Genomic DNA, 17527 nt, shown 5'->3' with positions numbered 1-17527 from the left:
TTTGACTCGGGTTGTGCGGGAACGAAATGTGGTCGGCTACGGGAGCCATTCAGTATTCAGCGGACCGCCCAGTCGGCGACCGCGCCGTAACAGCGTCGGAGCAGGAGGGCACGCGGCAGCTTGCCCGCAGGTGCATCTTCGTCCGCCGCGTCGGCCGATCGGCGGATCCGGGGTGGCGCGTTGTCCGGATGCGTTGTCTGCACGTACTTCACGACGATGTTGAGGTGGATGCCGAAGAGTCGCACGAGGTGCACAGGATCAGCGGTCTCTCCTGCCTCCTACAGGATGCGGTCGGCCCATACCTGGCGCGGCAGCAGCCCGATCTGGTCGAAGGCGGCGCGCGGAGCGAAGTAGCTGAGGTGCGGTGATGCCGGGTGCCGGTAGGAGTGGTGATGAGCAGGTGCGGATGGGGGGCCTGGAGCCAGCGACGGCGGCGCTCGCGCAGCCAGTCGCCCACGAGGTGGGTGCTCAGGTCGTCGAGGTAGACGGTGTGGGTGCGCTCGCCCCGGTGCACTGCCGGCGTCCCCGACGGTCCCTTGGACCGCGAAGCCGCCATACCGCCCTCTCGCCGGCGGGCATGCCAGGCACAGGCGGACTTCCGGGAGACCCGTAACCGCCGCGCGACCTACGACGGCGGCACACCTTGAGCGAATAACTCGGCGGCCTCGAACCGTACTTGCTCCCGCTGAGCCCGCTGCTTCGCGGTCAGGCCACCCCCACCGGAATACCCCATGACACCGGGACACACCCACCGGCGAGATCGCCGTCACCCAGGCCGAAACCCCTCAGTAGCGGAGACTGGTCGCGGGGAGTACCGCCACCACGCGTGCGGCGAGGTCAGCAGTGTCGACCTGCGTTGCTCCCATTGCGGCGAGCCGATGCATGCGAACGACGTCGACGCACTCCCGGGCCCGGTTCAGCCGCGTGAGCGCGGCGACGGCCTCCGCCGCGCCGTCCAGGCCCTCGCCCGCATGCGCGATCTCGCCCTTGCCGCATGACCAGACACTCCAACACCGCAGCTGAGGCTGCCTGTTCACGGCCTTCTGCAACACGCCGCAGGTGCGCGCCCGCTTCGGCGCGGAGGTCGGTGCGGATCTGCGCGCGGGCCGGTGAGGCCATGAGACCCGATCAGGGCACCCCTTGCATGATCAAAAAGGCGACGGTTTAGCATATGAGCACCGCCTAGCTCGAAAGATAAACTTGTGACTGTCAACGACGACTCGTTCACCAACTGGAAGAACCGCGAGGAGATCGCGGAGTCGATGATCCCCCTCATTGGGAAGCTGCACCGGGAACGGGACGTCACGATCCTGCTTCACAGCCGCTCCCTGGTGAACAAGTCGGTGGTCAGCATCCTCAAGACGCACCGATTCGCCCGGCAGATCGCCGGCGAGGAGCTCTCCGTCACCGAGACGCTGCCGTTCCTGCAGGCACTCACCGCGCTCGATCTCGGCCCCTCCCAGATCGACATCGGCATGCTGGCCGCGACGTACAGGACCGACGACCGCGGTCTCTCGGTGGAGGAGTTCACCTCCGAGGCCGTCGCCGGAGCCACGGGCGCCAACAAGATCGAGTGCCGGGAGCCGCGCGACGTGGTTCTCTACGGGTTCGGCCGCATCGGTCGTCTCGTCGCCCGCCTGCTCATCGAGAAGTCCGGCTCCGGCAACGGCCTGCGGCTGCGCGCCATCGTCGTCCGCCAGGGCGGCGAGCAGGACATCGTCAAGCGCGCCTCGCTGCTGCGCCGCGACTCGATCCACGGCCAGTTCCAGGGCACGATCACGGTCGACGAGGTGAACAGCACGATCATCGCCAACGGCAACGAGATCAAGGTGATCTACGCGGGCGACCCGTCGGAGGTCGACTACACGACGTACGACATCAAGAACGCCATCCTCATCGACAACACCGGCAAGTGGCGCGACCGCGAGGGCCTGTCCGAGCACCTGCGCCCCGGCATCGACAAGGTCGTCCTGACCGCGCCGGGCAAGGGCGACGTCCCCAACATCGTGCACGGCGTCAACCACGACACGATCAAGCCGGACGAGCAGATCCTCTCCTGCGCCTCCTGCACCACCAACGCGATCGTCCCGCCGCTGAAGGCGATGGCTGACGAGTACGGCGTTCTGCGCGGCCACGTGGAGACCGTCCACTCCTTCACCAACGACCAGAACCTGCTGGACAATTACCACAAGGCCGACCGCCGCGGCCGCTCGGCGCCGCTCAACATGGTCATCACCGAGACCGGTGCCGCCTCCGCCGTCGCCAAGGCGCTGCCCGACCTCAAGGCACCGATCACCGGCAGCTCGATCCGCGTCCCGGTGCCGGACGTCTCGATCGCGATCCTCAGCCTGCGGCTCGGGCGCGAGACCACCCGCGAGGAAGTCCTCGACCACCTCCGCGATGTGTCGCTGACCTCGCCGCTCAAGCGCCAGATCGACTTCACCACGGCCCCCGACGCGGTCTCCAGCGACTTCATCGGCTCGCGCCACGCCTCGATCGTCGACGCGGGTGCCACCAAGGTCGACGGCGACAACGCGATTCTGTACCTGTGGTACGACAACGAGTTCGGCTACTCCTGCCAGGTCATCCGCGTCGTCCAGCACGTCTCCGGGGTGGAGTACCCGACGTACCCGAGCCCGGCGGTCTGATCCCGACGTACTGATTTCGACGCACTGATCCGGACGTACTGATCTCGACGTACTGACCGATCCCGTGTCCGGTCGGGCTGGGCGGGCGATGGAAGGGCAGCCGATCCCGATCGGCATCCGGTTGCCCTCCTGCCGAACGCCCCCGCCCCGTCTGCCGACCCGGGAGAACCCATCGCATGGTGTCGGCTCGTACGGTTTCGGTCCGCACGCCCGCGTGTCGCGTGCTTCCGGGTCGTCAGAAATCTTCCGGTTCGCCGGAATCAGAGATCGCAGGCGTCCTGCCAGCCGCACGCGCCGCAGATGACCAGGCGCAGAGCCCGGTCGCTGAAGTGGTCGACGGTGATGTACGGGCGCAGCCGGTCACTGCTCACGCCGCAGCGCGGACAGGCCGCGAACAGGCCCAGGCGGCCGAAGTCGGCAATGGCCGGGGAGTCTTCGCGGATGTCGCCCCGAACGGCGGGCGCGGACACGGTGGTTGAACCGATGTTCATGATCATGGCCGCCGCCACGTCCGTCATACGGTCCGTACCCTCCGCGAGGCGCAGGTGGCGCAGGCTGCCCAGGGAGGGCGGCAGCGGCGTGTCATCGAGGCGGACCGGGACGAGACGGGCCCCGCCGGTGCCGGTGAGCCCGCTGGGCAGGCCGGAGTCCGCCGGGATATCGCCCCACGAGGTTGCGGCGACGGCCGACCACAGGAGGATGACAGCGTCGTCCGTATCCGCGGAGGGACTCGCCGCGCCGCGGAACACGGGGGAACCGTCCGGACCGGTCGTCCACGCGTCGAGTACGGCCTCGGCCCCGACGCGCCACAGCGCGGCCGCCAGCGAGAAGGCCGGTCGCTCGTCCTGCTGCTGGTACGAAAGTCTCGCGCGCACGTTCTCATGGTGCGGCACGGGGGCACCCCAGGGCGCGCTCTTTCGAACACTGGATGTGGGAAGCCGGTTGAAGGGGCGTCAGCCCGTCGCTACGACGCGCAACGACCGAACCCGGCCTCCACCAACCGCGATCCTCTCGACATCGCCCTGGAGGCGGACGACGTCGAGATCCTGCGGACCGAGGACGTCCGGGTCGGCCCGTGCGGGCCGACCCGGACGTCGTCATCAGACGAGGTCGAACCGGTCGAGGTTCGACACCTTGACCCACGCCGCGACGAAGTCGTTCACGAACTTCTCCTTCGCGTCGTCGCTCGCGTAGACCTCCGCCAGCGCGCGCAGCTCGGAGTTCGAGCCGAAGACGAGGTCGGCACGAGTGCCGGTCCACTTGACCTCGCCCGAGGCGTCGCGACCCTCGAACGTGGTCTGGTCCTCCGACGTCGCCTTCCACGTCGTACCCAGGTCGAGCAGGTTGACGAAGAAGTCGTTGGTCAGCGACCCGGGGGTCTCGGTGAGGACTCCGAGCGAGGACTGCTGGTAGTTCGCGCCCAGGACGCGGAGGCCGCCGACGAGGACCGTCAGCTCGGGGGCGCTCAGGTTCAGCAGGTTCGCCTTGTCGATCAGCAGGTACTCGGCCGGCAGGCGGTTGCCCTTGCCGAGGTAGTTGCGGAACCCGTCGGCGGTCGGCTCAAGAGCGGCGAACGACTCCACGTCGGTCTGCTCCTGCGAGGCGTCCACGCGGCCCGGCGTGAAGGGGACCTCGATGTCGAAGCCGGCGTCCTTGGCGGCCTTCTCGACGCCCGCGGCACCCGCGAGCACGATCAGGTCGGCCAGCGAGATCTGCTTGCCGCCGGCGTTGAAGGACTCCTGGATGCCCTCGAGCGTGCGCAGCACCGTCGCCAGCTGGTCGGGCTCGTTGACCTCCCACCCGATCTGCGGCTGCAGGCGGATGCGCGCGCCATTGGCGCCGCCGCGCTTGTCGCTGCCGCGGAAGGACGAGGCCGACGCCCACGCGGTGGACACCAGCTGGGACACCGACAGGTCCGAGGCGAGGATCTGGGCCTTGAGAGAGGCGATGTCCTCGGCGTCGACGAGCTCGTGCGTCACCGCGGGGAGCGGGTCCTGCCACAGCAGCGTCTCGCTCGGGACCTCCGGGCCGAGGTAGCGCACGACCGGGCCCAGGTCGCGGTGGGTCAGCTTGAACCACGCGCGGGCGAAGGCGTCCGCGAACTCGTCGGGGTTCTCGAAGAAGCGACGCGAGATCTGCTCGTAGGCCGGGTCGAACCGGAGCGAGAGGTCGGTCGTCAGCATCGTCGGGGCCAGGCTCTTCGACGCGTCGTGGGCGTGCGGGATGGTGCCCGCACCGGCACCGTCCTTCGCCACCCACTGGTGGGCGCCGGCGGGGCTGGTGGTCAGCTCCCACTCGTAGCCGAACAGGTTCTGGAAGAAGCCGTTGCTCCACTGGGTGGGCGTGCTGGTCCAGGTGACCTCGAGGCCACTGGTGATCGCGTCCGCGCCCTTGCCGGTGCCGTAGCTGTTGCTCCAGCCCAGGCCCTGCGCCTCGATCGGGGCGGCCTCGGGGTCGGCGCCGACGTGGTCCGCCGGGCCCGCGCCGTGAGTCTTGCCGAAGGTGTGACCGCCCGCGATGAGGGCGACCGTCTCCTCGTCGTTCATCGCCATGCGGCGGAAGGTCTCACGGATGTCGCGGGCCGCGGCGATCGGGTCCGGGTTGCCGTTCGGGCCCTCCGGGTTGACGTAGATGAGGCCCATCTGGACCGCGCCGAGGGGGTTCTCCAGCTCGCGGTCGCCGGTGTAGCGCTGGTCGTCGAGCCAGGTGGTCTCGGGACCCCAGTAGACGTCCTCGTCGGGCTCCCAGACGTCCGCGCGGCCGCCGGCGAAGCCGAAGGTCTCGAAGCCCATCGACTCCAGGGCGACGTTGCCGGCGAGGATCATGAGGTCGGCCCACGAGAGGTTCTGGCCGTACTTCTTCTTGACCGGCCACAGCAGGCGGCGGGCCTTGTCGAGGTTGCCGTTGTCGGGCCAGCTGTTGAGGGGGGCGAAGCGCTGCTGGCCCGCACCGGCGCCGCCGCGGCCGTCGCTGATCCGGTAGGTGCCCGCGCTGTGCCACGCCATCCGGATCATGAACGGGCCGTAGTGGCCGAAGTCGGCGGGCCACCAGTCCTGCGAGGTGGTCAGCACCTCGGCGATGTCCTGCTTCACGGCCGGAAGGTCGAGGGTCTTGAACGCCTCGGCGTAGTCGAACTCCTCGCCGAGCGGGTTGGCCACGGCGGGGTTCTTGGCGAGGATCTTCAGGTTCAGCCGCTCCGGCCACCACTGGCGGTTTCCGCCGCCCTGGGTCGGGTGCGGGGCGCGCCCGTGCGCGACCGGGCAGCCGCCCGCCTCCTCCGGCTTCGGGTCAGTGACGATCGCATCGTGGTTCTCAGTCATGGGAATCCTTCCGGACGGGGCGGATCTTGGTGCTCAGAAACTGCGGGCGGTGGAACAGTCAGGGCGCGGGCCCCGGAGTGTGTGGAGGACCTCACTCACGACTTGAACGGAGGTATGGCCCACGCGATCGCGCACCCCGGAGGCGATCGCCTGGACGCCGAGGTGGTCCCGTCACGTTGCTGTCCCCTGCCGTACTGGAGTCTTCCTGTCCCTTGGCTATCGCCAGAACTGATCCTACGATGGACAGAATCCAAGTCAAGAAGCATGCCAAGCCCATATCCAATCGGAACCCGGACGTCCACCGACAAACTTGGCGTATCCAACTGAGCCCGAATAGGTGAACAGATATGAGTGACCTGCTGGAGCGACTGCGAGAGCGCGGCTGGCGGATGACCTCCCAGCGGCGTGTCGTTGCGGAGGTCCTCGACGGCGAGCACGTGCATCTCACGGCCGACGAGGTGCACGCCCGCGCGGCACAGCGGCTGCCCGAGATCTCCCGGGCGACCGTCTACAACGCCCTGGGCGAGCTGGTCTCCCTCGGCGAGGTCACCGAGGTCTCCACCGACGGCCGCGCCAAGCGCTACGACCCCAACGCGCACCACCCGCACCAGCACCTGGTGTGCTCCAACTGCGGCACCATCCGCGATGTCCACCCGACCGGCAACCCGCTGGCCGACCTCCCCGCAGAGGAGCGCTTCGGCTTCACGGTGTCCGAGGTCGAGGTCACCTACCGGGGGCTGTGCCCGTCCTGCGGCTAGGCAATGTTCGGTGGCGGCCAAGGCCAAGCAGGCGGGCATCCCGGTGGTCGACTTCAACTCCGGCGTGGGCAACTGGAAGCAGCTCGGCATGCTGGAGTACTTCGGCCAGGACGAGACCATCGCGGGCGAGGCCTTCGGCGAGCGGCTGAACAAGCTCGGGGCCAAGCACGCGATCTGCGTCATCCAGCAGCAGGGGCAGGTGGCCGTGGAGGAGCGCTGCGCCGGTCTGAAGGAGGGGTCTGGAGCTGCTGTCGCTGGAGTGCGCTCAAGCAGGTTCTGGTGAGCGGGAGCGAGTGCCGGTGGCGGGTGGTCGTGCCACCCGCCTGGAGGGAACTGATGTTCTCTTATCGAATGCGTGACCTTTGCGGATGGTGCTCGTTGGATGCGGTGACGGGATCTTCGGGTGGGGTCAGGCGGGGGTGAAGGGGTGGGCGGGCTGAGGGAAGCGGCGGAGCCGTTCGTTGCGTCCGGTCCGGCCGGTGTAGCGGTCCGTACCCGGCTGGGGCACCTGACGCCCGGGGATGAGAAGGTGCTGCGCCTGGTCGGCGCGCATCTGGGCGCGCTCGCCTCGCAGGACCTCAAGACGCGCTGCCAGAACGGCCTGGAACACTCCGCCGACACCTGGGCGGCCCGCAAGCGGGAGCTGACGCCCCTGTCGTCGTCGCGCTGGGCAGGCAGCATCACCAAGGCGTCGCACGAGCAGTGGGCGCTGGCCCGCCGCTGCCAGCTCACGCACATCCAGAACCTGGAAGCGGGCATCCGCACCATCGCACACCGGCTGTCCCTGCCCGTCGGGCAGAAGGGCTCCCAGGGGCCCCCGGGGGCTACCGGTCGAGGCAGGAGTGGCACGCCAAGGCGCGTCGCCTGCACGTGCTGGAAGACCGGCTGGCCGCCGAGCGGGCCGACCGCGAAGCCGGACTCGTGCACGTCGTACGCGGCGGCAAGCGGCTGGCCCGCACCCGGCACCATCTCGAAGCTGCGCAGCTCACCGAGACGCACTGGCGCCGGCGGTGGGAGGCCGAACGCTGGTTCTGCCAGGCGGATGGAGAGTCCGGGAAGCGCTACGGCAACGAGACGATCCGCGTCAGCCCCGGGGGCGAGGTGAGCATCAAGCTGCCCGCACCGCTCGCGCATCTGGCGAACGCCGGGCACGGCCGGTACGTCCTCGCCTGCCGCGTCAGGTTCTTGCACCGGGGCGCCGAGTGGGCCGACCGCGTCGAAGCCAACCGGTCCGTCGCCTACCGCATCCGCCTGGACGTAGGCCGTGGCCGCTGGTATCTGACCGCCTCCTGGCAGATCCCGCCCACCCCGACCATCCCGCTGGGCGCCGCGCTCGCCCAGGGCGTGATCGGCGTGGACATGAACGCCGACCACCTCGCCGCCTGGCGCCTGGATGTCCACGGCAACCCGACCGGCACCCCGCGCCGCTTCTTCTACGACCTGTCCGGCAGCGCAGAGCACCGCGACGCCCAGCTACGGCACGCCCTCACCCGGCTGCTGCACTGGGCCACAACCTGCGGCGTAAAAGCCATCGCGATCGAGGACCTGGACTTCGCCGCGGACAAGACCCGCGAGAAACACGGCCGCAGGAAGCGGTTCCGCCGGCTCATCTCCCACCTGCCCACCGGCAGGCTCCGCGCCCGGCTCACCTCGATGGCCGATCAGATGGGCATTGCGATCGTCGCGGTCGATCCCGCTTACACCTCCCGGTGGGGCGGCCAGCACTGGCAAAAGCCCCTCACCAGCAGCAACCGCAAGATGACTCGTCACGACGCGGCAGCGGTGGCGATCGGACGGCGCGCCCAGGGACACCCGATCCGGCGACGGACGGCATCGCCCCCGCACGACCAGAGCGATCGTGCGGGGCATCGGACCGTCCAGGCCCGACCGGATATCTCCGGGCGTGAGGGAACCCGCCCCCGAATTCCCGGACCACGGACACGATCCGTGCCGCCCGGACGCGGAGCGAACGCGGGAGACCAGAACGCCCAACACCGTTCGGGGCGTTCGGCTGAGCACGGGTCCTGGCAACAGGACTCACCCCCGCTCAGTCCTTAGGAACGGTTCAGCGGCAAGACGGACATCCGGTCAACGGCACCGACATGCCGTCCGTGAAGTCCACCATCACCGCCAAGCTCAAGCAGGACAGCTCGCCCTGGGCGCCCCCATCGCGCTGACCGCCGTGCAGTCGCTGTCCGACGCGGGCACGAAGGCCAAGGTCGCGACCTTCGACCTCAACAAGGACCTGGTCAAGGCCGTCCAGGACGGCTCAGTCGAGTTCGCCGTCGACCAGCAGCCGTACCTGCAGGGCTACTTGGCGGTCGACTCACTGTGGTTGTACAAGACCAACGGCGATTTCAGCGGCGGCGGCACCGCGCCCGTACCGACGGGCCCGGCCTTCATCACCAAGGACACATCGACGCCCTTGCCGCGTTCGCGGCGAAGGGAACGCGCTGACCCTGGCGGCCGACGTCACTGCGACAACCGGCCGGCATCGCATCTGCGGTGCCAGCCCTGCTCCGTGGACTCAGCCCACCGGCGCCGGTCCACTGGTCCCTTACGCAGCATGGTCAGCGCGGACTCCACCTCCTGCCGTGCGCGCCGACACGCCGACCGGAGCTCGTGGCCGTGCGCCACGCATTCCGGGCAGGCGTCGCCAGCCCGCTCGGCATCGGCCGGACGAGGCTTCGGGCCGCTCCCGGGGCGGGGTGACTTGCAAAATTCATCTGGCCGGTGAGGGTTCTTGGTGACTGGCCCGGGTCCTGCTGCCCCGGAGCAGTTCACTGTCCGAACAAGTAAATCCCAGGAACCCATCCCGCTCCCCCGTGACCCACGCCACCCCAGGCAGGCAGTCCGCCACCTCGACCAGCAACACCCCCTCCGCACCCCTCGGAGCTGTACGCTTTACCTGTTCAATCAACTGCACAGGCCACGCGAGGAACGCATGAGCGAGCCAACGACCCCAGACGCCCGTCGGCCGATGACAACCGACACCGAGGGACTGGCGAATGTGCCCATGCCGGAGTCCGTCGCGGCCGGCGCGATCAATCACGCGATCTTCCGCGTGGCACGCCTCCACCGCATGCTGGCCGGCCAACTACTTCGCCGCGTCGGCCTCCACCCCAGCCAGGAGCTGGTCATGATGCAGCTGTGGGATCGAGGTTCCCAGCGGCAGACCGATCTCGTCCGCCTGCTCGGCTCCGACGCCGCCACCATGACCCGCACCATCCGGCGCCTGGAGAATGCGGGCTTCGTCCGCCGCCGCCCCTCCACCACCGACAAGCGGGTCACCATCGTCGAACCCACTGCGGCCAGCAACGCCCTGCGCAGCGACGTGGAACAGGTCTGGATGGACCTCGAGACCAGCGTCGCCGAAGGCCTGACGCCGGCCCAGCAGGCCGAAGCCATCGAGGTCCTGGGACGGATCGAGAAGAGTCTCGCCCGCGCCACGTCGCAGGAGACCTGAGCGGCCAAGGAAAAGGCACCAACGCCTAACAGGTGCGGCACGGCACCGCCGCGGCTCAGCGCCGCAGCAGCACGGGCAGGACGGATGCATACATGACGCCCATGAGGTAGGCGGTGTCGGCCTCCGTGTCCTCGATCGCCGCCAGGCCGTACGCGGCTCCGATGATGAACCCCGGTCCGAAGTCGGGAGCGGGGTTGTCCGGCGATATCTCACCGTGCCGGACGGCCCGCTCGATCACTCGGCGCAGCGTCTCGGGCTCGAGCGTCTCCGGCCGGTCCTTCCCCTGTCCGCCCTCGATCTCAGTGCCCGACGCCGACGACGGAGCCCGGAGACCCAACCGGCGGGCGGCGGGCGGCAACTCGGTCCAGAACGTACTGGAGAGCGAGGCAGCCCAAGCCCCATGCGGCCAGGGTCAGCACGGCTCCGTTGAGATGCGCGTCGTGGAAGTAGGCGGCGCCCCGCAGGCCCCGTACCGCCGCCGCCGGAGGCATGAACGAAGCCAGTGGGGAGAGCCATGCGGGCAGAAAAGTGGCCGGCAGGATTCCACCGGAGGCGGCGTTGCCAAGGATCAGTAGAACGACCGAGGCCACTGGCATGCCGAGCGGCCCGAACAAGCGCAGCAGCAGCCCGGCCGCCGCGGCGGACGCCCAGGCCAGCAGGCCCACCACGACGGTGACCACGGCGAACGATGCCGGCAGCGCGCTCAGGGCGGTGTGCGCGATCAGTGCCACCATCACGCCGGAGGCGGCGGAGAAGACCAGCATCGATGTGACGCGAACCGAGAGCCGCAGGCGCGGAGCGATCTGGTAGGAGGACACCGCGAAGAGGAAGCCGGCAAGCACCACGCCGAAGGCGGCGTAGAACACCGACAGTCCGCGCGAGTCCCCCGCTGCCAGGGGAAGCACATCCTTCACGGGAACGGGCTTTCCGACCGCAGTCGTCATCGCCGTGGCGAGGCTGGAAACCGTGGACGGTCCCTGCGCCCCGGCCACCAGAACACGCGTCCCTCGGCCGTCGGCGACCAGGGCTGCCGGGACCTTGTCGTGGGTGACGGCCTGGCGAGCGGCCTCGGCATCCGGGTAGCGGTAGAAGGTGTACCCATCGGGTGCCGCGTTGTTGAGGGCGAGTTCCGCGTGGGCGGCCACCTTGTCGGAGGCGGCGATGCCCAAGGGCTGGTGACGCACTGACGGCGCGTGGAACGCCGCGAGATAGACGGCGACGAACGCGGTGCCGATCGCCAACGCGGTGACCACAGGTACGAGCATCGCCTTGCGGGCGCCGGCGGCCGCGGCGAGCACCGGAGCGGGAACGCCACGCTCGGAGTCGACCAGCACGTGCCTGGCGTGTCGCGCGTGATCGGCTACGGGATCCGCACTGGGATCGTGAGGGGTACCCCGGGAGGGGGCGCCGGGAGGGAACTTGGTGCTCTGGTGCATGGGGTGAGGAACTCTCCGATGTCAGCGGGGCCCAGGCCTCTTCGGTGGTGTGCTCCGGACGAGGCTGCGGGCAGGACGGGGGCAAGGGGCGGGTTCGTCACCCCCTGGTGGTCGAGCTGTCCCTAGAACATGCCGCCGTCGACCTGCAGGGTGCGGCCGGTCATGTAAGCCGCGTCGTCGGAGGCGAGGAACGCGTATCCGGCGGCGATCTCCGCCGGCTGCGCGAGCCGTCGCAGCGCGACCTCGACGTTGAGCCACTCGGACAGGTCCTGCTTTCCGACCAGTTCGGGGTGCTGGTAACTGGCCCCGTGCTCGGCCGCCATGTCCGTGGCCGTACCGCCGGGAGCGATGGCATTGATGGTGATGCCCTTCTGCCCGAGTTCGGCGGACAGGTTCAGCACCATGGACTCCACCGCCGCCTTGCTGGCGGCGTACAGGGTGTGGCCGAAGAACGCCTTGGAGGCACTGACCGAGGAGGTCAGCACGATCCGGCCGCCCTCGCGCATGTGGGCGACGGCGTGCTGGACGGCGAACAGCTGCCCCCGTGTGTTGATCGCGAAGACGCGGTCGAAGTCGGCCGGCGTGATCTTCTCGAGAGCGTCGAAGTGCTCGATGCCGGCGCAGGACGCGAGCACGTCCAGTCGGCCGAACTCGGCCACCGCCCGCTCGATCAGCACCCCCGTCTGCTCTGGGACGGCGGCGTCGGCCTGAACGGCGATCGCCCGGCCGCCGTCGGTGTCGAGTTCGGCGACGAGAGCGTCCGCCGCCTCCTTGTTGCCCCGGTAGCCGATCGCCACCGCCGCGCCCTCGCGGGCCAGCCGCCGCGCGACGGCCGCGCCGATCCCACGGCTGCCGCCGGTGACGACTGCCGCCTTGCCTTCGAAACGTGTCCTCTGCACAGATGACGCCTCATCTCTTCTCTCGGGATACGTGGGGGGACAGCGGGCGACGCCTACGGAGCCCGAACGGAAGGCCGGCCGGAGCGTCGTGCGTACCCGAGGTGTCCTCGCGGTGCGTGCGCCTGTGGCGGGCTCATCCACCGACACCGTACACCAAGCGCAGGAAATCCTTCACTTATGCGGTGCGAGGGGTGCCGCTGACGTAATCTCGATGCGTCGGCCGGCAGCGATCAGGACAGGTCGGCACGTTCGAGAGAGGACGGGCTCACGGTGACTTCCCGCACCGCCGGCGAGGGCAGCACGCCGCGATTGAGGGCCGACGCGGCCCGCAACCGGGCACAGGTACTCGCCGCCGCCCGCACCGCCTTTCGCGAACTGGGCACCGCCGCGCCGCTGGACGAGATCGCTCGCCGCGCCGGAGTGAACATCGCCACGCTCTACCGGCGCTTCCCCGACCGCGAAGCCCTCATCCAGCAGGTGGTGCTCGACGGCTTCACCCTGGTACTCCAGGCCGCCCGCGACGCACTGGACGCCGCCCCGCAGGACCCCTTGGCCGGCATTGAGGGGTTCCTGCTGCGCCTGGTCGAGGAGCGGGACACGCTCGTGCTCCCCTTGATCGGCGGCCCTGTCGGCACCACACCCGAAGCGGTCGAGGTCCAGAGCCAGATCGGCCCCGTTCTCGAGGACCTGCTGGCTCACGCGCGCACTCAGGGAGCCATCCGGCCCGATGTGACGCCCGTGGACCTGATCACCACCGGGGCCCTGGCCTGCCGCCCCCTGCCCTACCTCCCCGAGGAACAGGCCACCGCCCTCGCCACCCGCCACGTGCACATCTTTGTCGACGGACTGCGCCCGGACGGCACCCGGCCACTCACAGCACCGCCGACGCACGAAGAGCTCAGTGCCCATGTGCACGCGGGGCCCACACAGAGCTGAGGTCCGACCGTCCCTAGCGGCCCCTCGAGCGGCTCCTTCCGGGTTCTCCGAAGCACATCCCCTGCTCGGACAACCAATCGGCCCCTTCCACCTCCCACCCGGCCCAGCAGTCCAATATGCGGCCGTTTCATGCCCATTTCAGCGTGAAGTGATGGGGTCACGTGTGCAGGGGAATGGATTCATGGGGCTTACTTGTTCGGACAGTAAACGGCTTCCGGAGCAGCATCACCGGGGCCGGTCGCCAGGGACCGCCCGTGCGGCGGCCCGTCTTTCCCGAGCAAGGATGATGATCATGTCGAAGGCCTTCGAAGCGACCGAACTGGGCGGCAAGCGCCTCGCCAACCGCATCGTGATGGCACCGATGACCCGCAGCCGCGCCTACGGCCCCGGCCAGTCGGCGACCGAGCTGATGGCCGAGTACTACGCCCAGCGCGCCAGTGCGGGCCTGATCATCACCGAGGGCACCCAGCCGTCAGTGATCGGCCAGGGCTACCCCGACACCCCCGGCATCCACTCCGACCAGCAGATCACCGCCTGGCGCACCGTCACCGACGCCGTGCACGCCAAGGGCGGCGTCATCTACCTGCAGCTGATGCACACCGGCCGCGTCGGCCACCCCACCCTGATGGGCCTCACCCCCGTCGGCCCCTCCCCGGTCCAGGCCAAGGGCCAAGTCTACACCCACCAGGGCCCGCAGGACTTCGTCACGCCGAAGGAACTCACCGAGCACGAGATCACCGAAACGATTGCCGACTACGCCACGGCCGCCCGCAACGCCATCGCGGCCGGCTTCGACGGCGTGGAACTGCACGGCGCCAACGGCTACCTCATCCACCAGTTCCTCGCCCCCAACGCCAACACCCGCACCGACGCCTGGGGCGGCTCCCCCGAACGCCGCATCCGCTTCGCCGTGGAGACCGCCAAGGCCGTCGCCGACGCCATCGGCGCCGACAAGACCGGCTTCCGCATCTCCCCCGCCAACCCCTACAACGACATCGACGAAACCGACCGCACCGACGTCGACGCCACCTACACCGCACTCATCGACGCCCTCGCCCCCCTCAACCTGGCCTACCTCCACCAGATGGAAGCCCCCGAGATCCGCGACCTCACCCTGCGCCTGCGCAAGGCCTGGCCCACCACCTTCATCCTCAACCCCCACACCGGCATCAACCCCACCGGCCCCGAAGAGCTCCAACTGATCGACGACAACACCGCCGACCTCATCGCCTACGGCGGCCTCTTCCTCGCCAACCCCGACCTCCCCACCCGCCTCCAGCAAGGCGGCCCCTTCAACACCCCCGACCGCGCCACCAGCTTCGGCGGCAACCACACCGGCTACACCGACTACCCCACCCTCAACTAACCACCGGCCAGTACCCACGACTGGCACACCACGGCGCCCATCGGCCTACGGCCCGGCGGGCGCCGCGGCGCATGCACGGGCCGGGCCCAGGCGCAGGTCCACAGCGTCACCGACCTGTGGCGCGTTGACCGGCGACATGGACCACGACCCGGACATCGCCCTGCACCCTCCACGGCCGGCGCGACAACGAGAACGAAGAGGACGCCGACCAGGACTACGACCCCGCGGGCCGCGCCGACCGGTACGCGCCGTACGCGGAAGCGGTCCAGCCGTGGCCGGCGGAAGCGGAGTGACAACCGGGCAAGCCTGGGCCCGTACAACTGCGTACGGGGCTCCGTCTTTGAGTGGGCGGTGCCGCGGGCCTGGCCCCGTGGGCGCAATAAGTCCTCAACTGACATTTCGCCCGCCCTCGGCACGGTTTCTCACCCGCGGGGGTGGATTCCGGCGTCCAGTGAGCGCAACGCGGCCCAGCGACGGGCGGATTGTTGTGCGTCTGTCGCAAAGCTGCGGCCCATGCTGACCTCTCATCTGCGACCGGCGATGCGCCGATACTGGGGAAGACGCCGCCGGTCACGGGCGGCCCGGGCCGTGGTCGTGGCGGCCATCGGTCTGGCGCTCGTCCTGGCCCTGCCCGGCACCGCGGCCGCTGCCCCGGGCGACCTGGATACCAGCTTCAGCGGCGACGGCAGGGTGCTCACCAGCTTCGCCGACGACGATCACGCCAACGACGTGGCTGTGCAGTCCGACGGCAAGATCGTCTCTGTCGGCGCTTCCGCCGACTATTCGGTATTTGAGAGCGACTTCGCGCTGGCCCGTCACAACGCCGATGGCACCCTGGACACCAGTTTCGGTGGCGACGGTACCGTGACGACCGCCATCAACAACATGAACCCAGATTTCCAGTGGAGCGAAGCCCACGCCGTGGCGCTGCAGCCCGACGGCAAGATCGTCGTGGTGGGCGGCAGCTGGAAAGGCTACGAGAACTGTTGCTGGTTCACGGTGGCCAGGTACAACACGAATGGCACCCTGGACACCAGTTTCGGGGGCGGCGACGGCCGGGTGTTCACCGACTTCGGCGCCCCGCAAGAGGCCATGGACGTGGCGGTGCAGCCCAGCGACGGCAAGATCGTTGCCGTCGGCTATGGCGGTGCCGGGGTCGCGCTGGCCCGCTACAACGACGACGGCACCCCGGACCAGACTTTCGGCGGCGGCGACGGCATGGTGACCAACGACCCGGCGCCGGAGTTGCCGGAGGAGGGCGGCGATGCGCGCGCCCTGGCGCTGCAGCCCGACGGAAAGATCGTTGTCGGGGGTGAGGTGGGGACGACCCGCTTCGACTTCGTCCTCCTCCGCTACAACGCGAACGGCACCTTGGACACGAGCTTCAGCGGCGACGGCATCGAGCGCACCGATTTCGGTGACTACGAGTCCGTGGAGGGGCTGACGGTCCAGCCCGACGGCAGAATCGTCGCGGCCGGGGGAAGCAGCGGCAGGTTCGCGCTGGCCCGCTACAACGTCAACGGCAGCCTGGACACCACCTTCGGCAACGCCGGCCGGGTCCTCACCTCGGGTGGCGGCGGGGCCCAGGACGTGGTGCTGCAGCCCGACGGGAGGATCGTCGTCGCCGGCAGCAACGGGCCCGGCGGCGACTTCGCGGTCCTGCGGTACAACACCAACGGCAGCCCGGACGGCGGCTTCGGCACCGGCGGCCTGGCGACCACCGACTTCGGCGGCAGCGATCAGGCCCGCGGCATCGCGCTCCAGCCCGACGGCAAGATCGTCGCCGCCGGCCAGGGCGGCCCGAACAGCGACTTCGCCCTGGCCCGCTACCTGGGGGGCACCGGCACCCCGCCGCCCCCGCCGCCCTCCGGCGTGGACCTGTCGGTCACCAAGGCCGGTCCCACCACCGTCAGTATCGGTGACCGCGCCACCTACACCATGACCGTCAACAACAGCACCACCGACACTGCCAACGGCGTCGTCCTCTCCGACACACTCGCCGGACCCGCCGCCTCGGTCGTCTCGGCCACCCCGAGCCAGGGCACCTGCACCACCACCGCCACCAGCGCGGACTGCTCCCTGGGCACCCTCGCCCCCGGCGCCCACCCCACGGTGACAATCGTGGTCGAGCCCCGCGCCACCGGCACCCTCACCGACACGGCCACGCTCAGCGCCACCCAGACCGACCCGAACCCCGCCAACAACACCGCCACACGGACCACCACCGTCAACAACTCCCGCGGCTGCAGCATCATCGGCACCAGCGGCAACGACACCCTCAACGGCACCTTCGGCAACGACGTGATCTGCGCCCTCGGCGGAGACGACAACGTCAACGCGAGCTACGGCAACGACACCGTGTACGGCGGATACGGCAACGACCGCCTCGACGGCGGCTACGGCAACGACACCCTGAACGGCGGCCCCGGCAACGACAACCTGATCGGCAACTACGGCACCGACAACCTCAACACCGTCGACAACATCTCCGGCAACGACACCGCCAACGGCGGCCCCAACACGGACACCTGCACCACGGACACCGGCGACACCCGCATCAGCTGCCCCTGACCACCACAAGGGGCTCTCCGCCGAAGGCCGTCACCAGCACTGGTGACGGCCTTCCGCCGGGGGGGCAGCGCGGTGGACGGTCGACCCCTGCCACGTGAGGGCGCTTTGAAGGGGCTCCAAACGGGCC

13 protein-coding genes and 5 pseudogenes are annotated in these 17527 nt (G+C 69.5%); 10 read left to right on the top strand and 8 right to left on the bottom strand.

What is annotated here, in order from left to right; genetic code table 11:
- Positions 1 to 56: 56 nt before the first annotated feature.
- Both AB5J53_RS44730 and AB5J53_RS44725 read right to left on the bottom strand, forming a co-directional pair.
- Entirely contained in the window at positions 57 to 254 is a 198-nt protein-coding gene (locus AB5J53_RS44730) for a hypothetical protein (RefSeq protein ID WP_369251298.1), read from the bottom strand.
- Between the two features lie 531 nt (positions 255 to 785).
- The gene (locus AB5J53_RS44725) at positions 786 to 1037 is read right to left on the bottom strand and encodes a hypothetical protein (protein ID WP_369251297.1); all 252 of its coding nucleotides are present in this window, start codon (positions 1035 to 1037) and stop codon (positions 786 to 788) included.
- A 165-nt stretch (positions 1038 to 1202) separates the two neighbouring features.
- On the opposite strand from AB5J53_RS44725, the gene AB5J53_RS44720 reads away from it, so the two are divergent.
- A complete protein-coding gene (locus AB5J53_RS44720; protein WP_369251296.1) occupies positions 1203 to 2648 on the top strand; it encodes a glyceraldehyde-3-phosphate dehydrogenase in 1446 nt (481 codons plus the stop codon).
- 260 nt (positions 2649 to 2908) lie between these two features.
- On the opposite strand, the gene AB5J53_RS44715 is transcribed toward AB5J53_RS44720, so the two are convergent.
- The 3 genes and pseudogenes from AB5J53_RS44715 to AB5J53_RS44705 all read right to left on the bottom strand — a co-directional run.
- Complete coding sequence (locus AB5J53_RS44715; RefSeq protein WP_369251295.1) at positions 2909 to 3523, bottom strand: hypothetical protein; 615 nt, start codon at positions 3521 to 3523, stop codon at positions 2909 to 2911.
- A 225-nt stretch (positions 3524 to 3748) separates the two neighbouring features.
- The gene (gene katG, locus AB5J53_RS44710; protein WP_369251294.1) at positions 3749 to 5968 is read right to left on the bottom strand and encodes a catalase/peroxidase HPI; all 2220 of its coding nucleotides are present in this window, start codon (positions 5966 to 5968) and stop codon (positions 3749 to 3751) included.
- A gap of 75 nt (positions 5969 to 6043) precedes the next feature.
- Positions 6044 to 6136, bottom strand: a pseudogene (locus AB5J53_RS44705) (transcriptional repressor); the annotation flags it as partial.
- Positions 6137 to 6315: 179 nt separating this feature from the next.
- On the opposite strand from AB5J53_RS44705, the gene AB5J53_RS44700 reads away from it, so the two are divergent.
- The 6 genes and pseudogenes from AB5J53_RS44700 to AB5J53_RS44675 all read left to right on the top strand — a co-directional run bounded on the left by AB5J53_RS44700 (position 6316) and on the right by AB5J53_RS44675 (position 10192).
- Positions 6316 to 6726 (top strand): Fur family transcriptional regulator, encoded by a 411-nt coding sequence (locus AB5J53_RS44700; RefSeq protein WP_369251293.1) that lies wholly within the window; start codon positions 6316 to 6318, stop codon positions 6724 to 6726.
- Positions 6727 to 6736: 10 nt separating this feature from the next.
- A pseudogene (locus AB5J53_RS44695) lies at positions 6737 to 6964 on the top strand (sugar ABC transporter substrate-binding protein); the annotation flags it as partial.
- A gap of 189 nt (positions 6965 to 7153) precedes the next feature.
- Positions 7154 to 8737: pseudogene (locus AB5J53_RS44690) on the top strand (IS200/IS605 family accessory protein TnpB-related protein); the annotation flags it as partial.
- Between the two features lie 76 nt (positions 8738 to 8813).
- A pseudogene (locus tag AB5J53_RS44685) lies at positions 8814 to 9183 on the top strand (substrate-binding domain-containing protein); the annotation flags it as partial.
- A gap of 106 nt (positions 9184 to 9289) precedes the next feature.
- Positions 9290 to 9467: pseudogene (locus tag AB5J53_RS44680) on the top strand (IS5/IS1182 family transposase); the annotation flags it as partial.
- Positions 9468 to 9706: 239 nt separating this feature from the next.
- On the top strand, positions 9707 to 10192 hold the full coding sequence (locus AB5J53_RS44675) for a MarR family winged helix-turn-helix transcriptional regulator (protein ID WP_369251292.1): 486 nt from the start codon (positions 9707 to 9709) through the stop codon (positions 10190 to 10192).
- Positions 10193 to 10247: 55 nt separating this feature from the next.
- Here the strand turns inward: AB5J53_RS44675 and AB5J53_RS44670 are convergent, their stop codons facing one another.
- From AB5J53_RS44670 to AB5J53_RS44660, 3 genes are all read right to left on the bottom strand, one after another.
- Entirely contained in the window at positions 10248 to 10430 is a 183-nt protein-coding gene (locus tag AB5J53_RS44670) for a hypothetical protein (protein WP_369251291.1), read from the bottom strand.
- A 61-nt stretch (positions 10431 to 10491) separates the two neighbouring features.
- Positions 10492 to 11526 (bottom strand): ABC transporter permease, encoded by a 1035-nt coding sequence (locus AB5J53_RS44665; protein WP_369251290.1) that lies wholly within the window; start codon positions 11524 to 11526, stop codon positions 10492 to 10494.
- Between the two features lie 224 nt (positions 11527 to 11750).
- The gene (locus AB5J53_RS44660; RefSeq protein ID WP_369251289.1) at positions 11751 to 12527 is read right to left on the bottom strand and encodes an SDR family NAD(P)-dependent oxidoreductase; all 777 of its coding nucleotides are present in this window, start codon (positions 12525 to 12527) and stop codon (positions 11751 to 11753) included.
- A 270-nt stretch (positions 12528 to 12797) separates the two neighbouring features.
- On the opposite strand from AB5J53_RS44660, the gene AB5J53_RS44655 reads away from it, so the two are divergent.
- The 3 genes from AB5J53_RS44655 (at position 12798) to AB5J53_RS44645 (ending at position 17400) form a co-directional block, all read left to right on the top strand.
- Positions 12798 to 13463 carry a TetR/AcrR family transcriptional regulator gene (locus AB5J53_RS44655; RefSeq protein WP_369251288.1) on the top strand — a complete coding sequence of 222 codons (666 nt, stop codon included), beginning with the start codon at positions 12798 to 12800 and terminating at the stop codon, positions 13461 to 13463.
- Positions 13464 to 13755: 292 nt separating this feature from the next.
- On the top strand, positions 13756 to 14829 hold the full coding sequence (locus tag AB5J53_RS44650; protein WP_369251287.1) for an alkene reductase: 1074 nt from the start codon (positions 13756 to 13758) through the stop codon (positions 14827 to 14829).
- A 513-nt stretch (positions 14830 to 15342) separates the two neighbouring features.
- The gene (locus AB5J53_RS44645) at positions 15343 to 17400 is read left to right on the top strand and encodes a calcium-binding protein (protein WP_369251286.1); all 2058 of its coding nucleotides are present in this window, start codon (positions 15343 to 15345) and stop codon (positions 17398 to 17400) included.
- Positions 17401 to 17527 lie beyond the last annotated feature (127 nt).

Origin of the sequence: Streptomyces sp. R41 (assembly GCF_041053055.1) — a bacterium.
GTDB lineage: Bacteria > Actinomycetota > Actinomycetes > Streptomycetales > Streptomycetaceae > Streptomyces.
Note: the sequence above shows the minus strand (reverse complement) of the source record. Positions and strands in the feature narration are given on the sequence as shown.

Bases quoted from the DNA above. Each gene is read 5' to 3' on its own strand.
- katG (WP_369251294.1), bottom strand. From the start codon at position 5,968: ATGACTGAGAACCACGATGCGATCGTCACTGACCCGAAGCCGGAGGAG.
- AB5J53_RS44700 (WP_369251293.1), top strand. From the start codon at position 6,316: ATGAGTGACCTGCTGGAGCGACTGCGAGAGCGCGGCTGGCGGATGACC.
- AB5J53_RS44675 (WP_369251292.1), top strand. From the start codon at position 9,707: ATGACAACCGACACCGAGGGACTGGCGAATGTGCCCATGCCGGAGTCC.
- AB5J53_RS44650 (WP_369251287.1), top strand. From the start codon at position 13,756: ATGTCGAAGGCCTTCGAAGCGACCGAACTGGGCGGCAAGCGCCTCGCC.
- AB5J53_RS44645 (WP_369251286.1), top strand. From the start codon at position 15,343: ATGCTGACCTCTCATCTGCGACCGGCGATGCGCCGATACTGGGGAAGA.